The sequence below is a fragment of the Streptomyces thermocarboxydus genome, assembly GCF_024760485.1.
Taxonomy (GTDB): domain Bacteria; phylum Actinomycetota; class Actinomycetes; order Streptomycetales; family Streptomycetaceae; genus Streptomyces; species Streptomyces cellulosae.
The window spans coordinates 6,664,221-6,681,750 of record NZ_CP058273.1 but is presented as its reverse complement, the minus strand read 5'-3'; the positions used below and the strand labels follow the sequence as shown (position 1 = coordinate 6,681,750).

General features: G+C 74.6%; 18 protein-coding genes and 1 pseudogene. 7 read left to right on the top strand and 12 right to left on the bottom strand.

Annotated features, from left to right (window positions below):
- Positions 1 to 26: 26 nt before the first annotated feature.
- The gene (locus AY578_RS30545; protein WP_026243290.1) at positions 27 to 1,472 is read right to left on the bottom strand and encodes a dihydrolipoyl dehydrogenase family protein; all 1,446 of its coding nucleotides are present in this window, start codon (positions 1,470 to 1,472) and stop codon (positions 27 to 29) included.
- Between the two features lie 113 nt (positions 1,473 to 1,585).
- On the opposite strand from AY578_RS30545, the gene trxA reads away from it, so the two are divergent.
- Positions 1,586 to 1,978 (top strand): thioredoxin, encoded by a 393-nt coding sequence (trxA, locus tag AY578_RS30540; protein WP_475360443.1) that lies wholly within the window; start codon positions 1,586 to 1,588, stop codon positions 1,976 to 1,978.
- A 310-nt stretch (positions 1,979 to 2,288) separates the two neighbouring features.
- Here the strand turns inward: trxA and AY578_RS30535 are convergent, their stop codons facing one another.
- Positions 2,289 to 3,326: a LacI family DNA-binding transcriptional regulator gene (locus AY578_RS30535; RefSeq protein WP_028959037.1), complete on the bottom strand. Its 1,038-nt coding sequence runs from the start codon at positions 3,324 to 3,326 to the stop codon at positions 2,289 to 2,291.
- Between the two features lie 82 nt (positions 3,327 to 3,408).
- Entirely contained in the window at positions 3,409 to 4,062 is a 654-nt protein-coding gene (locus AY578_RS30530) for a TetR/AcrR family transcriptional regulator (RefSeq protein WP_028959038.1), read from the bottom strand.
- A 122-nt stretch (positions 4,063 to 4,184) separates the two neighbouring features.
- On the opposite strand from AY578_RS30530, the gene AY578_RS30525 reads away from it, so the two are divergent.
- Positions 4,185 to 4,751, top strand: a complete 567-nt coding sequence (locus tag AY578_RS30525; RefSeq protein ID WP_019521322.1) for an NAD(P)H-dependent oxidoreductase — start codon at positions 4,185 to 4,187, stop codon at positions 4,749 to 4,751.
- 79 nt (positions 4,752 to 4,830) lie between these two features.
- Here the strand turns inward: AY578_RS30525 and AY578_RS30520 are convergent, their stop codons facing one another.
- From AY578_RS30520 to AY578_RS30505, 4 genes are read right to left on the bottom strand one after another with little or no spacing between them, the layout of a single operon-like run.
- On the bottom strand, positions 4,831 to 5,970 hold the full coding sequence (locus tag AY578_RS30520) for an XdhC family protein (protein WP_215048432.1): 1,140 nt from the start codon (positions 5,968 to 5,970) through the stop codon (positions 4,831 to 4,833).
- On the bottom strand, positions 5,963 to 8,104 hold the full coding sequence (locus tag AY578_RS30515) for a xanthine dehydrogenase family protein molybdopterin-binding subunit (RefSeq protein WP_258906485.1): 2,142 nt from the start codon (positions 8,102 to 8,104) through the stop codon (positions 5,963 to 5,965). The genes AY578_RS30520 and AY578_RS30515 overlap by 8 nt, the downstream gene beginning before the upstream one ends.
- Positions 8,101 to 9,093 carry an FAD binding domain-containing protein gene (locus AY578_RS30510; RefSeq protein WP_161231674.1) on the bottom strand — a complete coding sequence of 331 codons (993 nt, stop codon included), beginning with the start codon at positions 9,091 to 9,093 and terminating at the stop codon, positions 8,101 to 8,103. Before AY578_RS30510 ends, AY578_RS30515 begins: the two co-directional genes overlap by 4 nt.
- The gene (locus AY578_RS30505) at positions 9,090 to 9,656 is read right to left on the bottom strand and encodes a 2Fe-2S iron-sulfur cluster-binding protein (RefSeq protein ID WP_161231675.1); all 567 of its coding nucleotides are present in this window, start codon (positions 9,654 to 9,656) and stop codon (positions 9,090 to 9,092) included. The genes AY578_RS30510 and AY578_RS30505 overlap by 4 nt, the downstream gene beginning before the upstream one ends.
- 279 nt (positions 9,657 to 9,935) lie before the next feature.
- Between AY578_RS30505 and AY578_RS30500 the strand changes: the two genes are divergently transcribed.
- Complete coding sequence (locus AY578_RS30500; RefSeq protein WP_136237562.1) at positions 9,936 to 10,550, top strand: TetR/AcrR family transcriptional regulator; 615 nt, start codon at positions 9,936 to 9,938, stop codon at positions 10,548 to 10,550.
- An 18-nt stretch (positions 10,551 to 10,568) separates the two neighbouring features.
- On the opposite strand, the gene AY578_RS30495 is transcribed toward AY578_RS30500, so the two are convergent.
- Complete coding sequence (locus AY578_RS30495; protein ID WP_019521328.1) at positions 10,569 to 11,474, bottom strand: LysR family transcriptional regulator; 906 nt, start codon at positions 11,472 to 11,474, stop codon at positions 10,569 to 10,571.
- A 134-nt stretch (positions 11,475 to 11,608) separates the two neighbouring features.
- Between AY578_RS30495 and AY578_RS30490 the strand changes: the two genes are divergently transcribed.
- Both AY578_RS30490 and AY578_RS30485 read left to right on the top strand, forming a co-directional pair.
- Positions 11,609 to 11,842 carry a hypothetical protein gene (locus tag AY578_RS30490; RefSeq protein WP_019521329.1) on the top strand — a complete coding sequence of 78 codons (234 nt, stop codon included), beginning with the start codon at positions 11,609 to 11,611 and terminating at the stop codon, positions 11,840 to 11,842.
- Positions 11,843 to 11,948: 106 nt separating this feature from the next.
- Complete coding sequence (locus tag AY578_RS30485) at positions 11,949 to 13,139, top strand: CaiB/BaiF CoA transferase family protein (RefSeq protein ID WP_136237563.1); 1,191 nt, start codon at positions 11,949 to 11,951, stop codon at positions 13,137 to 13,139.
- A 201-nt stretch (positions 13,140 to 13,340) separates the two neighbouring features.
- Here the strand turns inward: AY578_RS30485 and AY578_RS30480 are convergent, their stop codons facing one another.
- Complete coding sequence (locus AY578_RS30480; protein WP_019521331.1) at positions 13,341 to 13,988, bottom strand: phosphoribosyltransferase; 648 nt, start codon at positions 13,986 to 13,988, stop codon at positions 13,341 to 13,343.
- A gap of 116 nt (positions 13,989 to 14,104) precedes the next feature.
- Here AY578_RS30480 and AY578_RS30475 point away from each other — a divergent pair, with 116 nt between their 5' ends.
- On the top strand, positions 14,105 to 14,560 hold the full coding sequence (locus AY578_RS30475; protein WP_026243293.1) for an archease: 456 nt from the start codon (positions 14,105 to 14,107) through the stop codon (positions 14,558 to 14,560).
- A 6-nt stretch (positions 14,561 to 14,566) separates the two neighbouring features.
- On the opposite strand, the gene AY578_RS30470 is transcribed toward AY578_RS30475, so the two are convergent.
- Positions 14,567 to 14,992 (bottom strand): CBS domain-containing protein, encoded by a 426-nt coding sequence (locus tag AY578_RS30470; protein ID WP_136237564.1) that lies wholly within the window; start codon positions 14,990 to 14,992, stop codon positions 14,567 to 14,569.
- 182 nt (positions 14,993 to 15,174) lie between these two features.
- Here AY578_RS30470 and AY578_RS30465 point away from each other — a divergent pair, with 182 nt between their 5' ends.
- Positions 15,175 to 16,425, top strand: a complete 1,251-nt coding sequence (locus AY578_RS30465; RefSeq protein ID WP_136237584.1) for an MFS transporter — start codon at positions 15,175 to 15,177, stop codon at positions 16,423 to 16,425.
- A gap of 9 nt (positions 16,426 to 16,434) precedes the next feature.
- Here the strand turns inward: AY578_RS30465 and AY578_RS30460 are convergent, their stop codons facing one another.
- Together AY578_RS30460 and AY578_RS30455 are read right to left on the bottom strand one after the other, a co-directional pair.
- Positions 16,435 to 16,782, bottom strand: coding sequence for a VOC family protein (locus AY578_RS30460; RefSeq protein WP_028959042.1), 348 nt, complete (start codon positions 16,780 to 16,782; stop codon positions 16,435 to 16,437).
- A gap of 244 nt (positions 16,783 to 17,026) precedes the next feature.
- A pseudogene (locus AY578_RS30455) lies at positions 17,027 to 17,511 on the bottom strand (aldo/keto reductase); the annotation flags it as partial.
- Between the last annotated feature and the right edge of the window lie 19 nt (positions 17,512 to 17,530).

Genomic DNA, 17,530 nt, shown 5'->3' with positions numbered 1-17,530 from the left:
CAGGGGCTTATCCGACCGGCGCCCGGTCAGGCGTCGCGGTACGCCTCCAGCAGCCGCAGCCACACCTCGCTGATCGTGGGGTACGACGGTACGGCGTGCCACAGCCGGCCGACCGGGACGCGTCCCGCCACCGCGACGGTCGCCGCGTGGATCAGTTCGCCGACGCCGGGTCCGACGAGGGTGACGCCGCGCACGATCTCGTCCTCGAGGTCGACGACCATACGGGCGCGGCCCCGGTAGCCGTCGCCGTACAGGCTCGCGCCCGCGACCGACGACAGGTCGACGTCCACGGCCCGCACCCGGTGCCCGGCCCGCTCGGCCTCGGCGAGGGTGAGGCCGGCGGAGGCGGCCTCCGGGTCGGTGAAGACGACCTGCGGGACGGCCGCGTGGTCGGCGGTGGCGGTGTGCGCGCCCCACTTCTCCGTCTGCACCGGTTCGCCCGCCGCCCGGGTGACGATGGCGGCGCCCGCGATGCGCGCCTGGTACTTGCCCTGGTGGGTGAGCAGGGCGCGGTGGTTGACGTCGCCGACGGCGTACAGCCAGTCGTGGCCGGTCACCCGGAGGCTGTCGTCCACGTCCAGCCACGACCCGGGCTCCAGGCCGATCGTCTCCAGGCCGATGTCGTCGGTGCGGGGGGCGCGGCCGGTGGCGAAGAGGATCTCGTCGGCCTCGATCCGGTCGCCGCTGTCGGTGAGGACGACGACGGTTCCGTTCTCCCTGGTCACGGCCTTGACGGAGGTGTTGGTACGGATGTCGGCGCCGGCCTCGGTGAGGGACTCGGCGACCAGCTCGCCCGCGAAGGGCTCCATACGGCCGAGCAGGCCGTCGCCGCGCACCAGGACGGTGACGCGCGAGCCGAGCGCCTGCCAGGCGCAGGCCATCTCGGTGGCGACGACCCCGCCGCCCACCACGACCAGCCGGCCGGGCGCGGAGCGGGCGCTGGTGGCCTCGCGGCTGGTCCAGGGGTGGACCTCGTCCAGGCCGGGCAGGTCGGGCAGCTGGGCGCGGCTGCCGGTGCAGACGGCGACGGCGTGCCGGGCGGTGAGGACGCTCTCGCGGCCGTCGGGGCCGGTGACGGCGACGGTGCGCGGGCCGCTGAGGCGTCCCCGGCCGCGGTAGAGGTCGGCGCCGGTGCCCTCGAGCCACTGGACCTGGCCGTCGTCCTTCCAGCCGGAGGTGAAGGAGTCACGGCGGGCGAGCACGGCGGCGGTGTCCAGGGGTCCCTGGACGGACGCGCTCAGTCCTGGCAGGCGTCGGGCGTCGGCCTGGGCGAGGACCGGGCGCAGCAGGGCCTTGCTGGGCATGCAGGCCCAGTAGGAGCACTCGCCGCCGACCAGTTCGTTCTCCACCACCGCGGTGGAGAGCCCGGCCGCGCGGGTGCGGTCGGCGACGTTCTCCCCGACCGGCCCTGCGCCGATGACCACGACGTCGTAGGCGGTCGCTTCCGTGTGCGTCGATTGCGTTTCCGTCATGGCGTCAGTCTGGTGGGTGGTGTGCCAGGTGGCCACATGGGTAGGGGCGCGGAATATGTGACCGGTCGGCCGTGTTGTGCCGACACCCGAGCCGACAGCAGGAAGAGGGCCAGATCATGAGCGCCACCGTCGAACTCACCAAGGAGAACTTCGACCAGACGGTCACCGAGAACGAGTTCGTGCTGATCGACTTCTGGGCGGAGTGGTGCGGGCCCTGCAAGCAGTTCGCACCGGTGTACGAGAAGGCGGCCGAGGACAACCCGGACCTGGTGTTCGGCAAGGTGGACACGGAGGCGCAGCCCGAGCTGGCCGCCGCCTTCGGCATCCAGTCGATCCCCACGCTGATGATCGTCCGCGACCAGGTGGCGGTGTTCGCCCAGCCGGGCGCGCTGCCGGAGGCCGCGCTGACGGACGTCATCGGTCAGGCCCGCAAGCTGGACATGGACCAGGTGCGGCAGCAGATCGCCGAGCAGCAGGCGCAGCAGGGCGGCGGTCAGGGCGCCTGAGGTCTTCGCGCCCTGCGCGGGCCGCGGGCGGCGACCTGCCGACACCGGGGTCCGGACACCCCTTCACCCTGGCCGGCCGCGGGCGGCGACCTGCTGACGCCGGATGGCGCAACATCCCCCGGCCGGCCGCGACGGGCGGGACGTTCGACCACGCGCCCAGCCGCGGGCAGGCGTGCCGCCCCAGCGGCAGCGGCTGCCCGCGACCAGCGGCGGCGCGAGCGACGGACGCCCGCGTTGCGGCAGCCCAGCCGATCGCGGCGGGCGGTCGCGGTGGGTGGTCGGCACCCGTGCCCGCGACCTTCCCTGAGCGTCAGCTCGACTCTCGGCGGATCACCGTAGCCCCCAGCACCTTGTGCGCCTCCGGCGCCGCCGACGGGTCGTGGACCGCTCGGTCGACCAGGTCGGCCAGCTCCTGCCCCGAGGGCAGTTCCAGATGGACCGTGCTCAGCCGCGGCCGCAGCAGCCGCCCCAGCATCAGGTCGTCGGCGCCGACCACCGCCGTCTCCTCGGGGATGCGGATCCCCTCGTCCTGCAGCGCCCGCATCAGCAGCATCGCGTACTCGTCGTTGTACGTGAACACCGCGTCGAGCCCCAGGTCCCGCCACCGCGCGGCCAGCGAGGCCGCCGCCTCCTCGTCGTGGGCGAGCGGCAGCTCCGTCACCGTGGCGTCGGTGCCGCGCACCGCGGCCCGTACCCCCGCGAGCCGCGGCGCGGAGAACGTGTCGAGGCCCCGCTCCCCCGGCACGACCACGCCGATCCTGCGGCGCCCCGTGTCGAACAGGTGGGCGCCCGCGCTGTACCCGACGACGTCGTGGTCCATGAGCAGCGCGTGCGCGCCCTCCACGGTCTCGGGGCCCAGGGTGACGACGGCCCGTGCACCGGAGCGCTTGAGCACCTCGACGCCGCGCGGGCCGAGCCCGGAACCGGGCACCAGGACGGCGACCGGGCGCAGCTCGGCCCAGGCGCGGGCGGCCTCGTCGTCGTGGACGCCGACGGTGCCGTACTGGACGACCGTGTAGTCGAGCAGGCTCAGCGCGGCCTGCAGCTCGTTGATGAACCTGCTGTAGAGCGGGCCCACGGGGAACGCCGGCGCGGGCATCAGGACCATGCGGCTGTGCCCGGCGCGCAGGCTGCGGGCGGCCGCGTGCGGGACGTACCCGAGTTCGCGGGCGGCCTCGCGGACGCGGCGGCGGGTGGGCTCGCTGATCCGGACGGCGCGGGCGTTGTTCAGCACGTAGGAGACGGTCGCGCGCGAGACGCCGGCCAGGCGGGCCACATCGGCGCTCGTCGGCACGGAGCGCGTCGGTGCGGGGGTCGCGGGCGCGGGCGGGTTCGGTATCTGCACCATGACGTACGGCATCTTCGCAGAAGCCGTAACGCGCCCTTCATTCGGGGGAGTTGAGGAATGCGGGCGGGTGTGCCGGGGCAGGTCAGGCGGTGGTTCCGGTGATCCGGTCGACGAGGTCGGTCCAGGCGTCCTCGAGGCGCTGCGCCGGCATGCCGCACTGGTCCTTCAGGTGGTGGACCAGGGCAGGGTCGAGCTGGGCCAGCAGGGTGTGGGCGAGCACGTCGCAGTCGGCGTCCGGGACGGCCTCACGCAGCAGCATCGCGACATGATGGTGCCGCACCCGGTAGGGCGGGACGGTGAAGCGGCGGCCCGCCTCCGGTTCGGCCGCGAGCTGGAGCTCCAGGTCCTCCACGGTGCGGCGCAGGGCGGCACACCCGAAGGCGCGCAGCCGCTCGGCCGGGGGCGCGCCCGGGCCCAGCGGCGGGGGGCCGCTGAGGAAGGCGGCCTGGAGCTTCTTCTCGCTGCGGTCGAGGAGGGCCATCAGCAGGCCGGTACGGTCACCGAAGCGGCGGAAGACGGTGCCCTTGCCGACACCGGCCGCGGCGGCGACCTCCTCCATGGTGACGGCGTCGGCGCCGCGCGCCGCGACGAGACCGGCGGCCGCCTCCAGCAGCCGGGCCCGGTTGCGCGCGGCGTCGGCGCGCAGGCAGGGCTCGTCGTCGAGACCGAGCTGCAGCAGCTGCGGGGGCTCGACGGGCTCCTGGGGGGTCGGTGCGGAGGGCGGCACGGCGGACATGAAGCCAGCGTAAAGCATCGGGAATGAAACTGGACCGTGGTCCGGTTAAAGTGCTACAACTGCAAAGCGGACCCCGGTCCGTATTGTGTCGCAGGTCATAGTCCACCCCCTGGAGTTTCCTCATGTCTGTTCGCATCCTCGCCCTCGTCGGCAGCCTCCGCGCCGGTTCGCACAACCGTCAGCTGGCCGAGGCCGCCGTGAAGCTCGCGCCCGAGGGCGTCGAGATCGCGCTCCACGAGGGGCTGGCGGAGATCCCGTTCTACAACGAGGACATCGACGTCGAGGGCGGCGTGCCGGCCGCCGCCGCCCAGCTGCGTGAGGCCGCCGCGGCCGCGGACGCGCTGCTGCTCTTCACCCCCGAGTACAACGGCACCATCCCGGCCGTGCTGAAGAACGCCATCGACTGGCTGTCCCGGCCGTTCGGCGCCGGCGCCATCAGCGGCAAGCCGGTCGTCGTGGCGGGCACCGCCTTCGGCCAGTACGGCGGCGTCTGGGCGCAGGACGAGACCCGCAAGGCCGTGGGCATCGCCGGCGGCAAGGTCGTCGAGGACGTCAAGCTGGCCATCCCCGGCTCCATGACCCGCTTCGCCGAGACCCACCCGGCGGACGATGCCGAGGTCGCCGAGCAGCTGGCGGAGGTCCTCAACCGCCTGCACGCCCTGGCCGGCGGCGAGCAGGCCGCGGCCTGACGCACACCCCCGAAGGGGCCGGAAGCCACAGCTTCCGGCCCCTTCGCCGTACGCGGTGACGCGGGCGGCCGGCCATCGCTCACGCCGCCGCCGACGCCGCCCGGCCCTCCCGGTGGATCGGCGCGGTCGTCCTCGTCAGCGGCGCACCCGTGCCACCGTGCCGTGTCGCCACGATCTCCGCCGCTATGGAGAGCGCCGTCTCCTCCGGGGTGCGGGCGCCCAGGTCAAGGCCGATCGGGGAGTGCAGGCGGGACAGGGCCCGCTCCCCCACGCCCGCCTCGCGCAGGCGGCGCAGGCGGTCCGTGTGGGTGCGGCGGGAGCCCATCGCGCCGACGTACGCCACCGGCAGTTCCAGCGCCACCTCCAGCAGCGGCACGTCGAACTTGGCGTCGTGCGTCAGCACGCACAGCACCGTGCGGGCGTCGGTGCGCGTGGTGCGCAGATAGCGGTGCGGCCAGTCGACGACGACCTCGTGCGCCTCCGGGAAGCGGGCCCGGGTCGCGAACACGGGCCGCGCGTCGCACACGGTGACGTGGTAGCCGAGGAACGCCCCCACCCGTACCAGGGCCGCCGCGAAGTCGATCGCGCCGAACACGATCATCCGGGGCGGCGGCACGGAGGACTGCACGAAGAGGGTCGGACGGCCGGCGCAGTACGCGTCCGCGCCCGGCCCGACCGTCACCGTCCCCGTGCTCCCCGCGTCCAGCAGGTCGCCGGCCGCGGCGGCAGCGGCGCGGTCCAGTTCCGCCGCGCCGCCGAGCCCGCCCTCGTACGTGCCGTCCGGGCGGACCAGGAGTGCCCGGCCCATCAGGTCCGCCGGGCCGTCCGTCACCCACGCCAGCGCGCCCGGCCCGCCCCCGGGCAGATCCGTCAGGGCGGCCCAGAGCACCGGCCGGACGAGGCTGTCCGCGCCGACCGGCACGACCAGCACCTCGATGGTGCCGCCGCAGGTCAGGCCGACCGCGAAGGCGTCCTCGTCGCTGTACCCGAACCGCTGGGTCCTGGCCCGCCCGTCCGCGAGGGCCCCCTGGCACAGGTCGTACACCGCGCCCTCGACGCAGCCGCCGGACACCGAGCCGATCACCGTGCCGCCGCCGTCGACGGCGAGGGCGGCGCCGGGGCCGCGCGGCGCGCTGCCGCCCACGGAGACGACGGTGGCCACGGCGAACTCCCTGCCCTCCGCCAGCCAGCGCCGCAGGTCGTCGACGAGGTCAAGCATCCGCGCCTCCCGCCCGCAGCACCCGGTCCGGGCGGATCGGCAGGGCGCGGTGGCGCACCCCCGTGGCGTGCCACACCGCGTTGGCGACGGCGGCCGCCGCGCCCACGATGCCGACCTCGCCGATGCCCTTGATGCCGACCGGGTCGTCGGGGTCGTGGTCGTCGACCCAGACTGCCTCGACGTCCGGGGGCACGTCGGCGTGGGTGGCGACGTGGTAGCCGGCCAGGTCGGCGCCGTAGAGCGCGCCGGAGGCCGGGTCGCGCACCGCCTCCTCGTGCAGGGCCATGGAGATGCCCCAGGTCATGCCGCCGACGAGCTGGTTGCGGGCGGTCAGCGGGTTGACGATGCGTCCGGCGGCGAAGACGCCGAGCATCCGCCGCACCCGCACCTCGCCCGTGGTGACGTCGACGGCGACCTCGGCGAACTGGGCGCCCCAGGTGTGCCGCTCCTTGGCCGCGAGCGCGGCGATCGCCTGCGTGGTGTCGGACCGTACGGTGATGCCCTCCGGCGGCAACTCGACGCCCGGCAGCAGGCGTTCGCGCAGTTCCTCGGCGGCCGCGGCGACCGCCCAGCCCCAGGAGCGCGTGCCCATGGAGCCCGCGGCGATGCCCGACGGGCCGAAGTCGCTGTCGCCGAGGTGTACGCGGACCCGCTCCGACGGCACCGCCAGCGCGTCGGCCGCGATCAGGGTGAGCGCGGTACGCGCCCCGGTGCCGATGTCGGAGGCGGAGATCCGGACGGTGAAGGTGCCGTCGGCCTCCGCGGTGACCGCCGCCGTGGACGGCAGGGTGCCCGCGGGGAAGGACGCGGCGGCCGTGCCGGTGCCGATCAGCCAGCGTCCGTCGCGGCGCACGCCGGGGCGCGCGTCGCGGGCGTCCCAGCCGAAGCGGCGGGCGCCCGGGGCGCCCTCGCGGAAGCAGGCGGCGACGTTGCGCCCGGCGAACGGCAGTCCGCTGACCGGCCCGGTCTCCGGCTCGTTGCGCAGCCGCAGTTCGATCGGGTCGAGGCCGCACTTCTCGGCCAGTTCGTCGAGGGCGCACTCCAGCGCGAACGACCCCGGGGCCTCGCCGGGCGCCCGCATCCACGTGGGGGACGGCACGTCCAGCCGTACGACGCGGTTCTCGGTGCGGTGGGCGGTGGCGTCGTACATCGTGCGGGCCACGCCCGCGCCCGGCTCGACGAACTCGTGGACCGTGGAGGTCTGGTTGAGCGAGGTGTGCTCCAGGGCGCGCAGGCGTCCGTCGGAGCCGGCGCCCAGGCGGACACGCTGCACGGTGGGGCTGCGGTAGCCGGTGACGGAGAACATCTGGCGCCGGGTCAGGGACACCCGCACCGGGCGGCCCAGTTCGGCGGCGGCCATCGCGGCGGCCACCTGCGGCGCGCGGACGCCCTTGCTGCCGAATCCGCCGCCGACGTGCTCGGAGCGGACCCGCACCGCGGACGGCTCGAGGGAGAACATCCGGGCCAGTTCGTCGGCGACCCAGGTGATGCCCTGGTCGGAGTCGACCATGTCGAGCCGGCCGCCGTCCCACCACGCCGTCGCCACGTGCGGCTCCATCATGGCGTGGTGCTCCTCGGGCGTGGTGTACTCCGCGTCCACCACATGCGCGGAGGCGGCCAGTTCGGCCTCCAGGTCGCCCTTCTCGGTGGTGCCCGGCATGTGCCCGTCGGCCGGGTAGGCGTCCGGCCGGTCCGCGGAGAGCGCGACGTCGTGCGGCTCCGCCTCGTAGGTGACGGTGAGGGCGTCGGCGGCCGCCCGTGCCTGCTCGGGCGTCTCGGCGACGACGAGGGCGACGGGCCAGCCGGCGTGCGGCACGCGGTCGTGCTGGAACACGACGGCGGTCGGGTCCGGCGGGATGCCCAGCATGCCGATGTAATCGATGTTCAGGCGGGTGGCGTTGCCGTGGTGGAGGACGGTGAGGACGCCCGGCATGGCGAGCACCGGGCCGGTGTCGACCGACCGGATCCGGCCACGGGCCACCGTGGACAGCACGAGCATGCCGTGGGCGAGCCCGGCGAACGGGATGTCACCGCCGTAGCGTGCGGCGCCGGTGACCTTGTCGCGGCCCTCGACGCGGGTGTGCGCGGTGCCGACCAGGCCTGGTACGGCGGGGCGTTGGGGTGCGACGGTCATCGGGTGGTCTCCTCGGCGAGTTCGGTCAGCACGGCCACGACGAGGTTGCGCAGGAGGGCCACCTTGTAGCCGTTGTGGGGCAGGGGGCGGGCCGCCGCGAGTTCGGCGTCGGCCGCGGCGGCGAAGTACTCGGCGGAGGCGGGCGCGCCGACGAGGATCCGTTCGGCGAGGCGGGCCCGCCAGGGCCGGGAGGCGACCGCGCCGAGGGCGAGGCGGGCGTCGCAGATGACGCCGTCGTCGATCTCCAGCGCGGCGGCGACCGAGCCGATCGCGAAGGCGTACGAGGCGCGTTCGCGGACCTTGCGGTAGCGCGAGCGGGCGGCGACGCGGGCGGGCGGCAGGGTGACGTGCGTGATGAGCGCGCCGGGCGGCAGGACGGTCTCGCGGTGCGGGGTGTCGCCGACCGGCAGGTAGAAGTCGGCCAGCGGGGCCTCGCCGGCGCCCTCTGCGGTCTGCCAGGAGACGACGGCGTCGAAGGCGGTGAGCGCGACGCCCATGTCGGACGGGTGGACGGCCACGCAGTGCTCGGACGCGCCGAGGATGGCGTGGTTGTGATGCTCCCCCTCGATCGCCGGGCAGCCGCTGCCGGGTTCGCGCTTGTTGCAGGGCCGGGTGATGTCGGTGAAGTAGCCGCAGCGGGTGCGCTGGAGCAGGTTGCCGCCGACGGTGGCCATGTTGCGGAGCTGCCCGGAGGCGCCGGCCAGCACGGCCTGGGTGAGCGCCGGGTAGCGCTCACGGATCAGCGGGTGGGCGGCGAGGTCGCTGTTGGTGACGGTCGCACCGATGCGTACGGCGCCGTCGTCGGCGGTCTCGATCCGGTCGAGCGGGAGGGAACGGACGTCGACGAGCCGGGCGGGGGTCTCGACGCCGTTCTTCATCAGGTCGACGAGGTTGGTGCCGCCGCCGAGGTAGCGGGCGTCCGGGTCGGCGTCCAGCAGGGCGACCGCGCCGGTGACGTCGTCGGCGTGCCGGTAGTCGAACTCCCTCATACGGCGGTCTCCTCGGTGAGCTTCTCGGCGGACGCCTCGGCGGCAGCACGGGCGACCGCCCGCGCGATCTGGCCGTAGGCTCCGCAACGGCAGAGGTTGCCGCTCATACGTTCCTTGATCTCCTCGGTGGTCAGGGGCGGCGGCCCTGCCTCGGGCCGTACGTCCGCGGTGACGGCGCTGGGCCATCCGGCGGCGTGCTCCTCGATCATGGCGACGGCCGAACAGATCTGGCCGGGCGTGCAGTAGCCGCACTGGAAGCCGTCGAGGTCGAGGAAGGCCTGCTGCACCGGGTGCAGCCGGTCCCCCTCCGCGACGCCCTCCACGGTGGTGATCTCACGGTCCTCGGAGGCGACGGCCAGCTGGAGGCAGGAGACGGTGCGGCGGCCGTCGACGAGGACGGTGCAGGCGCCGCACTGCCCGTGGTCGCAGCCCTTCTTGGTGCCGGTCAGGTCGAGGCGGTCGCGCAGGGCGTCGAGCAGGGTGGTGCGGTGGTCGACGGTCAGCGTGTGTTTCTCGCCGTTGATGTTCAGGGTGACGGTGCTGGACGACGTGGGGGGCGTCATGGACGGCCTTCTTTCACGGGTATCTCAGGAGTCACGGGATCGGAAAGGACGGGACGTGGAGGCGCGGTGCTGTGCAGGGCGTGCGGACTGCGGGATGGTGTGCCGTGCGCGGTCGTGCGGACGCGGCGCCGGCTCGGGCATGCGGAAGGGCCGTCCCGAGCCGCCCGGGTCCGCCGATACGATGGACCGGAAGCGGACAGCTGTCCGTTACCGAGAACGTAGTGGACAGCTGTCCGCTTATCAAGGACGGGTTTCGGTCACGGCCCGGAAGGAGGACCGGTGGGCGAGCACAAGGACGCGTCCCGGGGCGCGGAGACACCTCAGCGGGCGGACGCGCAGCGCAACCGCGAGCGCATCCTGGCCGTCGCGGTCACCGAGCTGACCCGGTCGGCGGACACCCCGCTGAGCGTGATCGCCAAGAAGGCGTGCGTCGGACAGGGCACGTTCTACCGGAACTTCCCCAGCCGTGAGGCGCTGGTCATGGAGATCTACCGGCACGAGCTGCGGCAGGTCGCCGAGAGCGCGGACCAGCTGCTGGGCACGCGGGAGCCCGACCGGGCGCTGCGGGAGTGGATGGACCGGCTGGCCCGGTTCGGCATGACCAAGGCGGGTCTCGCGGACGCGATCCGGCAGGCGACCAGTTCCCCGGACGGTCCGGCGAAACCCGGCCACGACTCGCTCGTGCAGGCGACCGACCGGCTGCTGAGGGCGTGCGAGGAGGCCGGGGTGATCCGCCCCGGCGTGTCCGCCGACGACCTGATCCTCGCCCTCGGCGGGCTCTGGCAGCTCGACCCCACGAGCGACTGGCAGCCACGGGCGGCCCGCCTGTTCGACCTCGTCATGGACGGGCTGCGGGTCGGGGCGCCGGGGCGGAAGGAGACGGGCGCCCGGTAGGGGCTGTCCGACGGATCGTCAGGCGAGCGCCGTAGGGGCGAGTTCGCGCAGCTCGCGGAGGGCCGCCGCGACGGCCGGGCGGGCGTGGCCGCCGGTGCGGGTGGCGGTCAGCAGCCTGCGGTGCGGGTCGCCCGTGCAGCGGACGCGGGTGATCGGCAGGTGCGGGGTGACGTGGGCCAGGCGCGGGATCAGGGCCACGCCGAGTCCATGGGCCACGAGATGCGCCGTGGCGTTCCAGTCGCCGGCGTGGTGGACGACCTCGGGCGCGAAGCCGGCCGCGCCGCACGCGGCCATCACCTGGAGCCGGCACGGGCTCTCCGGCACCGGGGCGATCCACGGCTCGTGCGCCGCCTCGGCCAGGTCGACGCGGTCCCGGCCGGCCAGCGCGTGGGCGTCCGGCACGACCAGGTCGAACGGGTCGTCCAGCAAGGGCTGCTGGTCGAACCGCGTGTCGCTCATCGGCGGGTTGTGCGGGGTGGACTCCACCACGGCGAGATCGGCGGCGCCCTCGAAGAGCAGGTCGAAGATGGCCGGAACGGCTGCTTCGGTGATGCGGACCGACAGCCGCGGATGCCGCGCGCCGAGCCGGGCGGCCATGGGCGCGAGCAGCACAGAGACGGCCACCGGGAACCCGGTGACCCGCAGCACCCCGGCCGGGTCGCCGTGGTCGGCGCGCAGATCCAGCTCCGCCTGGTCCCAGCGGGCCTGGATGGCGTCGGCGTGCGCGAGCAGGGACTCGGCGGCGGGGGTGAGGCGAACGCCGCGGCCCTGGGGCTCCAGCAGGTCCACGCCGAGGTCGCGGGCCAGTTGGCGGATCTGCTGGGACGCGGCGGAGGGCGTGAAGTGCAGGGCTCGGGCGGCCGCGGTGACCGTGCCGTAGTGGGCGACCGCCCTCAGGACGTGGAGCCGGCGCAGGTCAATCATGAAGTCGAAGCTTCACGGTGGCATGCACAAAGTCAACCTGGACGTGAACATAATCGACGGCGCACTCTTGAGGTGTCGCGCACGACGACAGGCACACGAGTCACGTGATGCACCTGAGAATCCAAGGAGTCGCCATGACCAGCACGACCGGCGCCACGGGGACGACCGGCACCGCCTGCCCCTACTGCGGATGGCCGGACCACGCGGAGCCGTTCCAGGTCGTCTCGCGGCACGCCACCGCGGCCGGCAGCACGGTGTGGACGCGCTGCGGCTGCGGTTCACTGCAGGTCCGCGCGGTGGACGCGCGCGGCATGCGCATCATGTCGCGCAGCCGCCCCGCCGACGTGCCGGCGCCGGGCGGGCGTTGAGGGCAGGCGTTGACAGGCGGTTCGCCCTGGTCGTACTAATCGCGTAGTGATCGCGTACCGGCCGAGGGAGGCCGGCGACCGGGGCACCCGGGTGCGGACAGGAGGCGTGGACGTGCGGAGACTCCCCTTGTCCGGGGTGACGGTGGTGACCGTGGAGCAGGCGGTGGCCGCGCCCTACGCCACCCGGCAGCTGGCCGACCTCGGAGCCCGGGTGATCAAGGTGGAGCGGCCGGGCGAGGGGGACTTCGCCCGCCGCTACGACACCACCGTGCACGGCACGTCCAGCTACTTCGTGTGGATCAACCGTTCGAAGGAGTCCCTCACCCTCGACCTGAAGGATCCGCGCGGGCGGGACATCCTGCACGAACTGCTGGCGGACGCCGACGTGTTCGTGCAGAACCTGGCGCCGGGCGCGGCCGGCCGGCTCGGTCTCGACGCGGAGGCGCTGGGCCGCCGCCATCCGCGTCTCGTCCCCTGCACGATCTCCGGCTGGGGCACGACCGGGCCGTGGGCCGACCGCAAGGCGTACGACCTGCTGGTGCAGTGCCAGACGGGTCTGGTGTCGCTCACCGGCACGCCCGGGGAGACCGCCCGCACGGGCATCTCCGTGGCCGACATCGCCGCCGGGATGTACGCGTACAGCGGTGTCCTCACCGCCCTCTACACGCGCGCCACCACCGGCGAGGTGCACCCGGTGGAGGTGTCCCTGTTCGAGGCGCTGGCGGAGTGGATGGGCCAGCCCGCCTACTACACCCGCCACGGCGGCACCCAGCCGCCCCGGCTGGGCACCCAGCACGCGACGATCGCCCCGTACGGCACGTTCGAGGCGGCGGACGGGCGCGAGGTGCTGTTCTCCATCCAGAACGAGCGCGAGTGGGCCGCGCTGTGCCGGGAGTTCCTCGGCCGGCCCGAGCTGACGGACGACCCTCGGTTCGCGACCGGTTCGGACCGTGTGGCGCACCGGGACGAGCTGAACGCGATCGTGGCGGAGCGGTGCGCCCGCGACGACGCGGAGGAACTGCTGAAGGATCTGGAGGCGATCGGCATCGCCTGCGCCGGGGTGAACGACGTCGCGGCGTTCCTCGACCACCCGGTGCTGGCGGCGCGCGGCCGGTGGCGCGAGATCGGGGTGCCGGGCGGCACGGCGGAGGCGCTCCTGCCACCCGCCGACCTCGCCGGGATCCCCGCCCGCATGGGCCCGGTGCCGGCGGTGGGCGAACACACGGAACCGATCCTGCGCGGCTTGGGGCGCACGCCGGAGGACATCGAGGCGCTGCGGGCGGACGGGGTGGTGTGACCCCGGGCCGGCGCCCACGGGCTGGTGCCCGGAACTCCTCAGCGTGTCCACGGACGGCCGCCCCGACGGAGCCCCGTACCCGAGCGGCGGTCGGCTTCGGCGCCCCGGGCCACGCCGTCACCTCGGCGGCTCCACGGGCAGCCGGCCCGGCCGACGCCCGGCACGCAAGCGACGCACGGCGCCGGACGGGGGCGGGGCCGGCTACGGCTGGTGCTCGCGCAGCGCCCCCAGGACCTCCTCGTCCGTCAGCTGGTCGAACTCGTCGTACCACTGGCCGACGGCCATGAACGCGGCCGGTTCGTGGAGGGCGATCAGGTCGTCGGCCTCGGGGCGGAGGGTCGCGGCGCCCGCCGGGGAGGCGACCGGGACGGCCAGGACCAGGCGGGCGGGGCCGCGGGCGCGGAGGGCGCGCAGGGCGGCGCGGGCCGTGGAGCCGGTGGCCAGGCCGTCGTCGACGACGATCACCGTACGGCCGCGCGGGTCCGGCGCGGGCCTGCCCTGCCGGTAGAGCCGTTCGCGCCGGAGCAGTTCGGCACGTTCCCGTTCGACGACGGACGCGAGGTCGGCCTCCGTCAGCCCGAGGCCGCGCAGCGCCTCCTCGTCGAACACGGGGACGCCGTCGCCCGCCATGGCGCCGACGCCGTACTCCTCGTGGCGGGGCGCGCCGATCTTGCGGACGACGAGGACGTCGAGGGGCGCGCCCAGCGCCTCGGCGACCTCGGCGGCGACGGCGACGCCGCCGCGGGGCAGCGCCAGCACGAGGGGGTCGGGCAGGGCCCCGGCGTCCTGCCTCTCCCGCAGCCGCGCGGCCAGTTCGCGGCCGGCCTGCCGGCGATCACGGAACCGCATGACGGTGACCTCCCTCCGAGCGGTCACGACCCGGTCGGCCTCCGCGTACCCCCTCCCCCGGTGCGCGAAGCGCCGCCGCAGGGCATGGGGTCCGTGCGCTCGGGCAGTCGTGGTGCATGGTCGGTGACACGAGTGACCCGGGGCAGGCGCCGCGACGGGACAGCAGCGGGCACCGCTCGGTGGCGCAGGAGGACGACGTACGCATCGAGGCGTGGGCGGCGAGCCGCGAGCACTGCCTGGCCGAGGCCGTGGTGGCGATGGTGGAGTGCTTCGCCGACGTGTCCGGCGTGAGACCGACCGCGGTGGACCGCATCCGGCTCGAGGAGACGAGCGACGACGATCTGCTGGCCGCGCTGCTCGACGAGATCCTGTACCGGCTGGAGGCGTACGGCGAGGTGCCGGTGGACGTGGAGGCCGACGAGGCCGAGGGCGGCCTGGACGTACGGCTGGCGGTCGCGGCCCTCACGGACGTGCGGGTCACCGGGGAGGTGCCGGTGGACGTCGGCTGGGAGGACCTGCGGCTGTCGCCGGGGCCGTACGGCTGGTCGTGCGCGGTGACGGTGGACGGCTGACCCCGCTCAGTGGGTCGGCGTGGCGCGGCTGATGTCCGCGAGCGCGGAGTGCGGGTCCTCCTCGGCGGCGAGGTCGCCGAGGCTGACCACGCCCACGGGGCAGCCGCCGTGCTCCACGACGGGCAGCCGCCGCACGGCGTTTTCCCGCATCAGCTCGACGGCGTGGTCGGTCGTGTCGTCCGGGTCGAGCGTCACCAGCGGCGGGCGGGTGCACAGCGAGCCCACGGTCGTGGCCTCGGGGTCGTGCCCCTCGGCGACGCCCCGCAGCACGATGTCGCGGTCGGTGAGCACGCCGAACAGGTCGCAGTCGTAGGAGACGAGGACGTCACCGACGTTCTGCTCGCGCATCAGCCGCGCCGCCTGCGTCACCGACGTCATCGGCTCGACGGAGGTGGTGTGCGCGGACATCACGTCGCGTACGCGCGTGGTCATGGGGCGCCTCCCGGTGCGTGGTCGCGGTTCGCGGGTGTGCGGTCGCGGGCCTCCCCCTGGGAGCCGCGTAGCCCTCCGCGCCGGGAGTAAACCGGTCCGCTTTGCCCTCGGCGGCCCGGCTCGCTTGGATGGGCCGGTCCCCGGCGGCCCGCCGGGGCGGGATCGGCGTGAGCGGGGGGCGGGTGGACGGGCGGCGGTCGGCGGCGTGGCGGTTCGGGTGGCTGTGGACGGCGTACGGGGTCAGCACCTTCGGCACGCGGTTCGCGTTCGACGCGTTCGCGCTGGTCGCGCTGCTGGTGCTGCACGCCGGTCCGGCCGAGGTGTCGCTGCTGGCGGCGGTGGGGCCGGCGGTCGGCGCGGTCCTGTCGGTCCCGCTCGGGCCCTGGGTGGAGTACCGCCGCAAACGCCCGGTGATGATCGCGACGGACCTCGTGCGGTGCGCGGTGCTGCTGAGCGTGCCCCTCGCGTACGCCCTCGACGCGCTCACCGTGGCGCAGTTGCTGGTGGTGTCGGTGACGGTGGCGGCGGCCGACATCACGTTCCAGGCGGCGGTCGGCGCGTACGTGAAGGACGTCGTGCCGGGCGAGGAGCTGCTGCGCGCGAACGGGCGGCTGGAGTCGACGACGTGGACCGCGACCATGCTGGGGCCGCCGCTGGGCGGAGCGGCGATCGGCTGGTTCGGTCCGGTGACGACGGTGGTCGCCGACGCCGTGAGCTATCTGCTGTCGGCGGGTGCGCTGGGCGCGGCGGGCGGCGGCGACCGGCGTCCCGAACGGCCGGAGCCACGGCCCCGGCTGCGGGCCGGCGATCTGCTCGACGGGTGGCGGTACATCCTGCGCAGCCGTGAACTGCGTCCGCTGTTCCTCAACACGGTGCTGGTCAGCGGCCTGATCATGGCGTCGTCGCCGCTGCTGGTCGTGCTGATGGTGGGCCCGCTGGGCTTCGCGCCGTGGCAGTACGGGCTGGCGTTCGCGGTGCCGTGTGTGGGCGGGCTGGTCGGGGCGCGGCTGTCGCGGCGGCTGGTGGCGCGGTTCGGGGCGCGGCGGGTGCTGGGCGTGGCGGGGACGCTGCGGGCGTGCTGGTCGGTGGGGCTGGCGTTCGTGGGGCCGGGCGCGGCGGGGCTGGTCCTGGTGATCGTGATCGAGTTCGGGCTGATCACGAGCATGGGCGTGTTCAACCCGGTGTTCGCGACACGCCGGCTGGAGCGGACGCCCGCGGACCGGGTGGTCCGCACGCTGTCGGCGTGGTCGGCGACCAGCAAGGCGTCGATCGCCGCGCTGACGGCGCTGTGGGGGCTGCTGGCGAGCGTCACGGGCCCTCGCACGGCCATCGCCGTCGCGGGCGCCCTGCTGCTGGCGACGCCGCTGCTGCTGCCGCGCGGGCGTGAGGAGGCGCTGCAGGAGCGGGACGCGGAGGCGGAGGCGAAGACCTGACACCGCCTCTCAGCGGTGGCCGAGGACGTTGACCACGCGGCCGTCGGGGTCGCGGACGAAGAAGCGGCGGACGCCCCACTCCTCGTCCTGCAGCGGATGGACGATCTCCGCGCCGGTCCTCCGCACGGTCTCGTACACCGCGTCCACGTCGTCCACCTCGACGCTGAGGTCGGGGTGGACGGGCGCCGTCGCGTCCTCCGTCATGACGCTGACCTGTGCCGTCGGGTTGGACGGGGACGCCAGCGTTCTGATCCAGCCGTGGTCCATGACCTCCTCGAGGCCCAGCAGGCCGTAGAACTCCCCGTTCTTTCCCGGGTCTTCGGAGTGGAGGTTGGGCACGACACGGCGGACGGTCATCGACGGCTCCCTCGGTTCTACCGGTTCCTCGGTTCTGCTGGTTCCTCGGTTCTGCTGGTTCCTCGGCTTTGCTGGTTCCTCGGTTCTACCGGGCGGCGGCCATGGAGCCCAGGAGCAGCACCGCGCGGCGCCGGGTGACGGCCCGGCCCAGGCCGGCCGTGATCCGGGCGGGACGGCCGGAGTCGCCGGACACAGGTCTGCGGAGGCGCCGGCCGGCCGCAGGCGACGTACGGCCGGCCGTGGCTCAGCCACCGGCCCGGCCGCCGAGTTCGTCGGCCGGCCGCAGGGCTTCCAGCTGCTCCAGCTCCGCCGCCCCGAGTACGGTCTCCGTGGCCCGGGCCGAGTCGAGGACCGAAGCGGGACGGCTCGCTCCGGGGATGGGGATGACCGCGGGGGCACGGTGCAGCAGCCAGGCCAGAGCGAGTCGCTGGGGACTGACGCCGTGGTCGGCCGCGACGCGGTGGAAGGCGGTGTCCGACGACGCCGGGCCGGACGGACCGTCCAGGGCACGCCGGGGTCGGGCTTGTGCAGCTGGTACAGCCCGATGGCCTCCACTCCCAGGCGCTTCCGGGAGGCTTCGGCGGCCCGCTTGAGGTGAGCGGGGGTGGCGTCCACGGGCCAGCTGCCGTCGCCCGGGCGGCCCCGGCCGCCCTTGGTGGCCACGAGGACGTGCGAGGTGTCACCGCCGTAACGGGCCAGGGCACGGGCGATCAGCAGCTCGTTGTGGCCGCGAGCCCGAGGACAGCCT